We start from the raw sequence: 10251 nt of genomic DNA, 5'->3' as shown, positions 1-10251 counted from the left end.
GGCCACGTAGATTCACGCTTGTCGACATTTTTGTGTGATGCACTCTGCAACGGCAGATTCGGCTCGCGAGGCAGAATAAGGGCTTTTTGGGGTGGCACTCAGGAAATCGGGGGCGGAACAGGGAGGAAAAAGTTTATCGATATCATCCTGTAATTGTGGGACATTGCATTTTTTTCACCCCGACGGCCGCTTTCGGTGAGGAAAAATGCGGCGGCAGACCCCGCCTGGGGCGTCCCGGATGCCGGTCGTTGCGAATTGCACCCTTAACAAGGCATTTTGCGCATGGTATAGAGGAGTAGTGCGAAAAGCTGCGGCGTCTTGGCCCCGTTTCGGGCCAGCGATGCCGTCCCCGACAGGAGGCGTTCATGCGGTGGTTCGGAAAAGGGTCCTCACCGGCTTCGGAGACGGAGCCGGGCGCGTCGGCGGCCTCCCGGCCGGAAACACCGGCTCCCGCCCCGAGGAGCGCGCTTCGGGAGAAAGTCGAGGAGGCGGGGCTGCCCCCGGAGATCCTCGGGGCCGCGCGCGTGGAGTGCGAGCGCATCGAGAGCGTGGACCCCGCCTCGCCCGAATACGCCATCGGTTCATCCTACATCGAGTGCATCCTCTCCCTGCCCTGGAACGCCACCACCAAGGACGACCTGGACATCGGCCGGGCCGAGCAGATTCTTAACGCCCGCCACTTCGGCCTGCGCCAGGTCAAGGAGCGCATCCTGGAGTTCCTGGCGGTCAAGAACCTGCGCGGGCGGAAGAGCGGCCGCATACTGCTGGTGGACGACGAGCTCATCGCCCGCGAGAACCTGTCCATCGTCTTTCAGGCCGATGGGTACGCCGTGGAGGCCGTGCCCAACGGGCTGGAGGCCGTGGCCGCCATGGAGCGCGAGGCGGCGGACATCGTGGTCTCGGACCTCAAGATGGACGGCATGGACGGCATGGACCTGCTCCAGGAGCTGCGCAAGCGCTGGCCGGACACCAAGGTCATCATGATTACCGGCTACGCCACCGTGAAGACGGCCGTGGCCGCCATGCGCCAGGGTGCGGACCAGTACCTGGGCAAGCCGGTCAACCTGACCAGGCTGCGCGCCCACGTGAAGGAGCTCTACGAGCAGAACCTGCGCGCCCGCCACCTCAAGGGGCCCATACTCTGTTTCACCGGCCCGCCGGGTGTGGGCAAGACCTCCATCGGACAGGCCATCGCCGAGGCCATGGGCCGCAAGTTCTTCCGCCTTTCCCTGGCCGGGCTGCATGACGAGGCCGAGCTGCGCGGCCACCGCCGGACCTACGTGGGGGCCATGCCCGGCCGAATCATCCAGGGGCTGCAGAAGGCCGGGTTCCGCAATCCCGTCATCATGCTCGACGAGGTGGACAAGGCGGTCCAGGACTTCAAGGGCGACGCGGCCTCGGTCCTGCTGGAGATGCTCGACCCAGAGCAGAACAACGCCTTCGTGGACCACTACCTCGGCCTGCCTTTCGACCTCTCGGGGGCGCTGTTCATCTGCACGGCCAACATGGTGGAGCGGCTACCCGGCCCCCTGCGCGACCGTATGGAGGTCATCGAATTTTCCAGCTACACCCGGCGCGAGAAGGAAGAGATTTCCGCGCGCTACCTGGCGCCCGACCAGCTTCGCCGGCACGGCCTGGAGGACGAGGGCGTCACGGTCACGCCCGACGCCCTCTCGCGCATCGTGGCCGACTACACCCGCGAGGCCGGGCTGCGCGGGCTCAAGATGCAGTTGGCCGCCCTGTGCCGCAAGCTGGCCAAGCGGAGGCTTGCCGAGGGCGAGAGCGGCGCGGTGGTGGACGCGGCCATGGTGGAGGCGCTGCTGGGCCCGCCGCCGTTTTCCCGCACGTCAGCCCAGGCCGAGCCCAAGGTCGGGCTGGCCACCAGCCTGGTCTGGACCGAGAACGGGGGCGAGATAATCTTCGTGGAGACCGCGCGCATGCGCGGCAGCAAGCAGCTCCTGCTGACCGGCTCTCTGGGCGAGGTCCTGCGCGAGTCGGCCCAGACCGCGCTCAGCTACATCCGCAGCCATGCGGAGCAGTACGGCATCGATCCCGATTTCTACGAGACCTCGGACCTGCACGTGCATATCCCGGCCGGGGCCGTGACCAAGGAGGGGCCGTCCGCCGGGTTGACCATCACCCTGGCGCTGCTTTCCCTGCTCACGGGCCGCCCGGTGCGCCAGGACGTGGCCGTCACCGGCGAGCTCTCGCTGCTGGGCGAGGTCCTGCCTGTGGGCGGGGTGCGCGAGAAGCTCATGGCCGCACAGGCGGCGGGCATGGGCGTGGTGATCCTGCCGCAGGGGTGCGCGGCCAGGGTGGAGGCTCTGGAGGAGGATGTGGTCCAGGGGCTGGACATCCGCCTGGTCTCCGGGGTGGAGCAGGCGGCCGAGATCGCCCTTTGCGAGGCTATTCCAGGCCGTAGCGCTTGATCTTGCGCCACAGGGAGACCCGGTCGATGCCGAGGATGCGCGCTGCCTGGGTCTTGTTGCCGCTGGAGGCCGCCAGGACCTTGCGGATGTGCGCCTTTTCCATGTTTTCCAGCGTGGGCAGCGGGTCCTCGATCTGGTTCTCGCTCACCTCGACGGGGAGCAGGTCCTTGGTGAAGACCGTCCCCTGGCCGAGGGCCAGGGCGCGCTCCACGATGTTCTCCAGCTCGCGCACGTTGCCGGGGAAGGGATAGCGCATCAGGATGTCCAGGGCGTCCTGGGCGATGGAGGCGATGGTCTGCCCCGGCTGGCGGTGCTTTTCCAGGAAATGTCCGATCAGGATGGGGATGTCCTCGCGGTGCTCGCGCAGGGGTGGGGCGTGCAGGGTGACCACGTTCAGGCGGTAGAAGAGGTCCTGGCGGAACTCGCCCCGGTCGACCATCTCGCGCAGGTCGCAGTTGGTGGCCGCCACCACGCGGATGTCCACCGGAATTTCGCGGGTGCCGCCCACGCGCAGGAAGGTCCGCTCCTGGAGGACCCGGAGCAGCTTGACCTGCATGTTCAGCGGCAGTTCGCCGATCTCGTCGAAGAATACCGTGCCCCCGTCCGCCACTTCGAGGATGCCCTTCTGGCCCCGGTTGGCGCCGGTGAAGGCCTCCTTTTCGTGGCCGAAGAGCTCCTTGTCCATGAGTTCGGCCGTGAAGGTGCCGCAGTTGATGGCCATGAACCGCTCCTCCGAGCGGGGGCTGAGCTGGTGGATGCCTCGGGCCACCAGCTCCTTTCCGGTGCCGGTCTCGCCCTGGATGAGCACGTTGCAGTTCATCTGGGCCAGTTGGCGCACGGTCTTCTTGAGCTGGACGAAGGTCTCGCTCTGGCCCACCAGCGGGATGTCGCTCTTGCCTTCGTCCAGGAGGCGGCGCAGCCGGAGCACCTCGGCCGACAGGGCGTGCTGCTCCAGGGCGCGCTCCACCTGGAGCCGCAACTCGTCGAGCTTGAAGGGCTTTTCGATGTAGGAGTGCGCGCCTTTCTGCATGGCCTCCACCGCGTTGGTCACGGTGGCGTGGCCGGTGACCACGATGACCATGGTCGGCGGGTGCTTGGCCCGCGCCCGCTCCAGCATCTGGATGCCGTCCATGCCGGGGAGCATCAGGTCGGTGATGACCAGGTCGTATTCCTCGGCTTCCAGCTCGCGCAACCCCTCCTCGGCCGAGGCCATGGCCGAGACCCGGTGGCCGCTGTTGGTCAGGATGTGGGTCAGGTTCTCCCTGGCGATGCGCTCGTCCTCGACGACGAGGATGGAGGCTGCGGTCATGCTTGGTCCTCTTTCATGAGGGGCAGCCGGATGGAGAAGGTCGTGCCCTTGCCGGGCGTGCTCTCCACGTGGATGGCCCCCTGGTGCTTTTCGATGATGCCGTAAACGATGTAGAGGCCGAGCCCGGTTCCCTGGCCCACTTCCTTGGTGGAGAAGAACGGGTCGAAGACGCGTTGCAGGGTCTCGGGGCTCATGCCTTCGCCGGTGTCGGCGATGGTGATGACCTCGAACTCCTCGTCGCGTGCGGCCTTGATGTCGATGACGCCGCCCTCGGGGCCGATGGCCTGGATGGCGTTCAGGATCAGGTTGATGAAGGCTTCCTGGAGCCGCTGGCGGTCCACGAGCATGGTCAGGTGGTCCGGCACGTCCAGGTTGATGGCGATGCGCGGCCCGGTCTGGCTGGAGACCAGGCGCACGGCCCCTTCCAGCACGGATGCGATGGGGTAGGGGGCCGGGGCGAAGTCCTTGTGCCGCGAGAATTCCAGCAGCCCCTTGACGATGTCGCGCGCCCGCAGGGTCTCCTGGGCGATGTTGTTCATCATCTTGTCCGCGAACTCGTTCTGGCCCACGGTCTCCTCGGCCAGGATCTGGGCCGAGGTGGAAATGTTGTTGAGCGGGTTGTTGAGCTGGTGGGCGATGCCCGAGGCGAGCGTGCCGATGGACGACAGCTTCTGGGCCTGGACTAGCTGGGCCTGACGTTTCTGGAGCTCCTCGACCATGGAGTTGAGGGCTACGTAGACCTGCTGGATCTCGTCGTGGGCGTTGCTCACCGGGAAGGGGGCGAAGGTGCCCCGGGCGATCCGGCGGGTCGCCTCCTGGACCTGGCGGAGCGGGGAGAGGATGCTCTTGGACACGAAGTAGACCAGGACCAGGACCACCATTGCGCCCACGCCCATGGCGATGAGCAGGGTTGTCCGCAGCCTCCGGTTGATGCCCAGGATGGACTCGCGCTCGAATTCGGCGATGGCCCGCGAGTGCTCCAGCAGCCCCTGGCCCGCTTCGCGGATGGCCTTGGCGCGCGGGCCGTCCTCCTTGATGATCTCGGCGTCCGCCTCGAACCGGTCGAGCAGGGCGCGGTACAGGGCCAGCCCCTGCTTCAGGGTCTCGCCGTGCTCCCGGCCGCCGGCCTGGTCGATCTCTGCCGCGAGGTCGCCGAGGATGGCGTCCGCCTTTTCGATGTTGGTCCGGTTCAGGGAGAACATGACCCGGTCGTGGTAGAGGAAGTAGTTCTTCTCCTCCCGCCGGATTTCCAGGATCAGGTTGCGCAGGTCGTCCGTGCGCTCCACCAGGAACACCTCCTGCTGGAGGCGGTCGAGATTGGACAGCGAAAGGAGCGCGATGCACCCGAAGGCGAAGACGAAGACGGCGATACCGATGACGATGGATTGCCTGAGATTCGGTCTGAGCATGGAGATTCCCTCGCGCGCACCCTATGCCCGGCCAGTGGAAAAGGCAAGGCGGGGATGGATTGTCGCCGGTTCCTGGCGTGAATCCCCGCCGGGCCGGAGACGCTATGGTGGCCCGGCGGACGTCTGGGGTGGATGGCCGGTTCCTTGCCCGCCGCGACGACCGTCGTCTCCACGGCGTTGCGCGGCTCGCCCGTGGCGCGGGAAGGGCGGCCAGGTTCCGGTTGCCCCCGAGGCGTCGGGGAAGTAGAGGGAAGATGCCATGACCAAGCGCACCATCGTTACCAGTTGCACCAGGGACTGTCCCAACACCTGCGGCCTCGTGGCCACCGTGGAGGACGGCCGCCTGGTCCGGCTCGCGGGCGACCCGGCCCACCCCCTGACCCGTGGCGCGGCCTGCCACAAGGCCGACAAGTACGTCCGCCGCGTCTACAGCCCGGAGCGCATCATCCACCCCATGATCCGCAAAAGCGGCGAGTGGGAGCAGGTCTCCTGGGACGAGGCGCTGGACCTGGTCGCAGCCGCCATGCGGCGCATCAAGGCGGAGTCCGGGCCGGAGGCCGTGCTTTACTACCAGGGATACGGCGAACGCACGGCCCTCAAGCTGCTCAACAAGTATTTCTTCAACTTGTTCGGCGGGGCGACCACCATGCGCGGCTCCCTGTGCGGCGGGGCGGGACAGGGGGCCCAGAACCTCGATTTCGGCGAGCGCGTCTCCCACGATCCCCTGGACCACCTGAACAGCAACTCCATCATCCTCTGGGCGCGCAACCCGGTCTCCACCAACATTTCCCTGGTCCCCATCGTCCGCGAGATCAAGAAGCGCGGCGGCACGGTCATCGTCATCGACCCGGCCCGCAGCCGGTCCGTGGCCCTGGCCGACCACCACATCAAGCCCCGGCCGGGCGGCGACGGCTACCTGGCCATGGCCGCGGCCAAGCTCATCCTGGCCGCCGGGGCCGAGGACCGCGACTTCATTGCCCGGCGTAGCGTGGGCTTCGACGAATACCGGGCCATCCTGGACCGCTACGCCGTGGAGGAGCTCTGCGACCTGGCCGGGGTGCCGGCCAAGGACTGCCTGCTCCTTGCCAATGTGCTGATGCGGCAGAAGCCCACGGCCACGCTGCTCGGCTGGGGTCTGCACCGTTACGAGTACGCCCACCACATGATCCGGCCCATCGACGCCCTGGGGGCCATCAGCGGCAACATCGGCGTGCCCGGCGGCGGCGTCAGCCAGGGGTTCGAGGAATACGGCCCCTACGACCGGCGGTGGTGGGGCGACCACCTGCACCCGGACCATCGGACCCTGCTCATCCCCAAGGTGGGCGAGGAGATCCTGAACGCGCGCGATCCGGAAATCCGCATGATCTACGTCACGGCGGGCAACCCGCTGTGCATGGCTCCCAATTCCGCGCGCATCGCCGAGGCCTTCCGCAAAATGGAGCTGGTGGTCTACTCCGGCCATTTCATGGACGACACCGCTGACCTGGCCGACGTCTTTTTGCCCGCCACGACCTTCCTGGAGGAGGACGACGTGGTGGCCGGGTACGGGCATAACTACGTGGGGCCGGTGAACCGCGCCATCGAGCCGGTGGGCGAGTGCAAGTCGGAATTCCGCATGTTTTGCGAGCTGGCCGCGCGCTTTCCGTTCGCCGATGAGTTCCGCCGCCCTGTGGACGAGTGGCTCGGGGCCATCTGCGCCCCCATCTGGGAGCAGGGCGGCGACCTCGGGAGCCTGCGCAAGGGCGCGCTGCGCCTGGACGCGCCCATGGTCCCCCATGCGGACGGGGTCTACAGGACCCGGAGCGGCCGGTTCCAGTTCATGACCGAGTTCACCCCGGCGGAGCGCGGCCAGGACGAGCGCTATCCCTACAAGTTCCTGACCATCGCGCCCCACGGCTGCATCGGCTCCGAGCGGACCGCAGCCGGGCACGAGCCGCTGCCCGAGGTCCGGCTCAACGCCGACGAGGCGCGGAGGAAGGGGCTCCGGGACGGCGAGGTCGTGCTGGTGGCCAGCCCGGTGGGCCGGGTGCGGGCGCGGCTTGCGGCCGACCCGGACATGCGTTCGGACGTGGTCATCGCCGAGCGGGGCGGGTGGATCAAGGCCGGGCACGGACTCAACCTCCTGACCCTGGACCTGGCCAGCAAGGTGGGCGACGGAACGCCGTTCTACGAGACGCCGGTGGCCGTGCTGCCGGTGGAGGAGAAGGACGCGCGCATTCTGGTCGTCCGCAACGCCGACCGCGCGCCGGGCGGGAATTTCTGCAAGGAGCTGGAGCGGCGCGGTGCGGTCCTGCGCGAGGTCGCGGCCATGGACGGCGAGCCGCTGCCCGGCTCCCCGGAGGGCTACGACGGCCTGGTCGTCCTGGGCGGGCCGCAGCACGCCTATGACGATGACATCCCATATTTCGGGCCGCTTCTGCGACTCATGCGCGACTTCGACTCGGCGGGCAGGCCCGTTGCGGGCATCAGCCTGGGCTGTCGGCTCCTGGCCCGCGCCCACGGGGCCGCCGTCCGGCACATGCAGACCCCGGAGTATGGCTACGTGGCCCTTGATCTGACCGATGCGGGCCGCGCGGACCCGGTCTTCGCCGGGATCGACGGGGTGCCGCCGGTCATGGCGTTTCACGAGGACTCCTTCGATTTGCCCGAGGGAGCCGAGCTCCTGGTCCGGGGCCGGGAGTGCGCCAACCAGTGCTTCCGCATCGGCAACTGGTCCTACGGGTTCCAGTTTCACCTGGAGGCCGACTCGGCCATCGCCGGGAACTGGCTCGACCTCTTCGGCCAGGGCGGGATCGACGACTGCGCCAAGTGCCGCGACCGGTACGACGACGCCTTCTTCGCCTCCATGCGCGCCCGGCTGCCGCTGCTGGCGGCCGCGTCGGACGCATTCTGCCGCGCCGTGGCCGCCAACTGGATCGGCCTGGCCGTGCGTTGAGCCGGAACCCTTTTCCCGTTCCCCCCTGTCCGGATTTATGGCAAGGGTGGCGGAGGGAGAGGGGCGGGTGACGCACGCCGGTACGTTTCGGGAGGCTTTGGGGAGGCTGCCCCCGGTCGTTTGCCCGCTTGCGTCCGTATGCTCCCGTGATATAGTGATGCGGCAGGTATTGTAATTGCAAAGGTAAGGCTCGACGGCGGGTTGCCGTCAATTCCTTGAACCGGGCGTGGCGAAATGATCGATCTCTGGGCGCAGCTAGACTACCTGCGCGACGTGCAGCGCAACTTCGGGGGCGTGGGCGGACGGCTCGACATGTTGAGCGTGTTCACCAAGATCCTCTCGTTCGTCGTGCCCGTGGTGGCCGTTGTCGCGGCTTGGTTCTACCGCCATATTTTCACCTTCGCCTTCCTGCGCTTCTTCGCCCGTGTCTTCGCCCCACACAGCGGCCGTATCGTCGAAAATTACCTGGTGACCAAGGGTGTGATGCTTGACGTCTACCTCCATTCCGGCTCGGGCGAGGGGCGCAAGCTGGCCAACGCCCGTGTCACCGAGGTGCTCAACGGGAAAATGAAGCTCCAACTGGTGGCGGTAAGCCCCACCGGCCTGAAGCTCAAGAACCAGCGCGTCATCTGCTATTGCAAGCCCTTCACCTACAACGGGAAGCGGATCAACGCCTTTTTCACCCTGATCGGCAGCGCGGTCAAACGCGGGTCCACCATCAAGGCCATTACCCTGCTGACGCCGATCAGCTACAAGTTCGTCATCCGGCGCAAGCACGCCCGGCAGCGGGCCCGGGAGGGCGCGGTGCGCGTCAAGGCGTGGGACGGCCGCAAGCGCAAGACCTTCTGGATGAGCCGCCCGGACCTCCAGACCATCAACGACCCCTCCCGATACGGCGACAAGATGCGGCTTTCCGTGGAGAACATCTCGGCGGGCGGCATGCGCCTCTTCATCCTGCACCCCAAGGGCCAGCTACCGCCGCTTTCACAGGGCAACCAACTGGTCCTCCGGGTCAGCGTCTGGAATCCGAAGACCAAGAAGTTCACCTACTTCAATGTGATGGGGACGATACGCAGCCGCTTCAAGGGCAAGGGCGGAGCCATCGGGCTGGGCATCCAGTTCACCGCCCACGGCGAGAAGTCGGGCAATCGGTATGCCTGGGAAAGCCTGCAGGGCGAACTCAAGCCGCTTTCGGAATTCCTCTCGCACATTGAGGAATAGGCGAGGAACATGCGGGGGGACGGGCGCGGGCTAGGCGTTCTCCCTGCGGCAATCCGGGCAGATTCCGTAGAGGTACATCTTGTGCCGGAGCAGGGTGAAGCCGTGCTCCTTGGCGAGCTGGATCTGCTGCTTCTCGATGGTTGCGTCGTAGATTTCGATATTCTTGCCGCACCGTTCGCAGATGAGGTGGTCGTGGTGGTCCTCGCCATAGCTCATTTCATAGCGGGTGAGGCCATCGGCGAAGTCCAGGGGCTCGACCAGCCCGGACTCGCAGAGCAGCTTGAGGGTACGGTAGACCGTGGCCTGACCGACGGATTTGTCCCGTTTCTTGACCTTGGAGTAGAGCTCTTCCGAGGAAAGGTGTTCGCTGTGCCTGAGGAGCGTGTCGAGGATGAGCCGCCGCTGTGGGGTCATCTTCAGATTCTTGTCGCTTAAATAGCTGGCGAAGACTTCTTGTACGGATTTCATGGCTTGCCGGTCGTTTTTGTGTGAATTAAGGTAATTTTTTCTTACGGGATGCACGGAAAAGTGTCAAACGGAAGAACGGTTTTCCCCAATCCGTGCCGTGACCCCGGCGCAGGAAGGGGTGTTCCATTCGTCTTGACAACCCCTGCCTTGATTTCTACAACCTTCTACCCTTGCAGACGCGGCCTCCAGGCCGCTCGCCCCCCGGAGAGGTGGCAGAGTTCGGTTTATTGCGCTGGTCTTGAAAACCAGAGACGGGGCAACCCGCCCGGGGGTTCGAATCCCTCCCTCTCCGCCATATTTTAGTCCTGAGAAATTCGTGGACGTCCGGAAGGCCCCTTAGTCAGGGGCTTTTCTTATGGTTGCTCGTCCAATTCCGTCCAAGGGTGTACCCCCTCTGGCCTGGGCCGAGAGAGCTGCGTAGCTCGTTAACATGTCCACCGTAAAATCGTCGCTCGGTGGTCCGAAGAACTGAAGCCACTT

General features: G+C 66.1%; 6 protein-coding genes and 1 tRNA gene. 4 read left to right on the top strand and 3 right to left on the bottom strand.

Annotation, left to right across the window (positions count from 1 at the left end; genetic code table 11):
* The first annotated feature begins 365 nt into the window (after positions 1-365).
* On the top strand, positions 366-2429 hold the full coding sequence (locus PHP91_RS16015; RefSeq protein ID WP_300143042.1) for a S16 family serine protease: 2064 nt from the start codon (positions 366-368) through the stop codon (positions 2427-2429).
* Here PHP91_RS16015 and PHP91_RS16010 read toward each other — a convergent pair.
* Complete coding sequence (locus PHP91_RS16010) at positions 2407-3738, bottom strand: sigma-54 dependent transcriptional regulator (protein ID WP_300143039.1); 1332 nt, start codon at positions 3736-3738, stop codon at positions 2407-2409. The two genes, PHP91_RS16015 and PHP91_RS16010, sit on opposite strands and share 23 nt — an antisense overlap.
* Positions 3735-5147: a HAMP domain-containing sensor histidine kinase gene (locus PHP91_RS16005; protein WP_300143036.1), complete on the bottom strand. Its 1413-nt coding sequence runs from the start codon at positions 5145-5147 to the stop codon at positions 3735-3737. The genes PHP91_RS16010 and PHP91_RS16005 overlap by 4 nt, the downstream gene beginning before the upstream one ends.
* Positions 5148-5406: 259 nt before the next feature.
* Between PHP91_RS16005 and PHP91_RS16000 the strand changes: the two genes are divergently transcribed.
* A complete protein-coding gene (locus PHP91_RS16000) occupies positions 5407-8082 on the top strand; it encodes a molybdopterin-dependent oxidoreductase (RefSeq protein ID WP_300143033.1) in 2676 nt (891 codons plus the stop codon).
* 234 nt (positions 8083-8316) lie between these two features.
* Entirely contained in the window at positions 8317-9303 is a 987-nt protein-coding gene (locus PHP91_RS15995) for a hypothetical protein (protein ID WP_300143030.1), read from the top strand.
* Between the two features lie 30 nt (positions 9304-9333).
* Here PHP91_RS15995 and PHP91_RS15990 read toward each other — a convergent pair whose 3' ends face one another.
* Complete coding sequence (locus PHP91_RS15990; protein WP_300143027.1) at positions 9334-9771, bottom strand: Fur family transcriptional regulator; 438 nt, start codon at positions 9769-9771, stop codon at positions 9334-9336.
* Positions 9772-9974: 203 nt separating this feature from the next.
* Here PHP91_RS15990 and PHP91_RS15985 point away from each other — a divergent pair.
* Positions 9975-10066, top strand: a tRNA-Ser gene (locus tag PHP91_RS15985).
* Positions 10067-10251 lie beyond the last annotated feature (185 nt).

It is taken from the genome of Pseudodesulfovibrio sp. (assembly GCF_028692895.1).
Classification (GTDB): domain Bacteria; phylum Desulfobacterota; class Desulfovibrionia; order Desulfovibrionales; family Desulfovibrionaceae; genus Pseudodesulfovibrio.
Note: the sequence above shows the minus strand (reverse complement) of the source record. Positions and strands in the feature narration are given on the sequence as shown.

Bases quoted from the DNA above. Each gene is read 5' to 3' on its own strand.
- PHP91_RS16015 (WP_300143042.1), top strand. From the start codon at position 366: ATGCGGTGGTTCGGAAAAGGGTCCTCACCGGCTTCGGAGACGGAGCCG.
- PHP91_RS15995 (WP_300143030.1), top strand. From the start codon at position 8,317: ATGATCGATCTCTGGGCGCAGCTAGACTACCTGCGCGACGTGCAGCGC.
- PHP91_RS16010 (WP_300143039.1), bottom strand. From the start codon at position 3,738: ATGACCGCAGCCTCCATCCTCGTCGTCGAGGACGAGCGCATCGCCAGG.
- PHP91_RS16005 (WP_300143036.1), bottom strand. From the start codon at position 5,147: ATGCTCAGACCGAATCTCAGGCAATCCATCGTCATCGGTATCGCCGTC.
- PHP91_RS16000 (WP_300143033.1), top strand. From the start codon at position 5,407: ATGACCAAGCGCACCATCGTTACCAGTTGCACCAGGGACTGTCCCAAC.
- PHP91_RS15990 (WP_300143027.1), bottom strand. From the start codon at position 9,771: ATGAAATCCGTACAAGAAGTCTTCGCCAGCTATTTAAGCGACAAGAAT.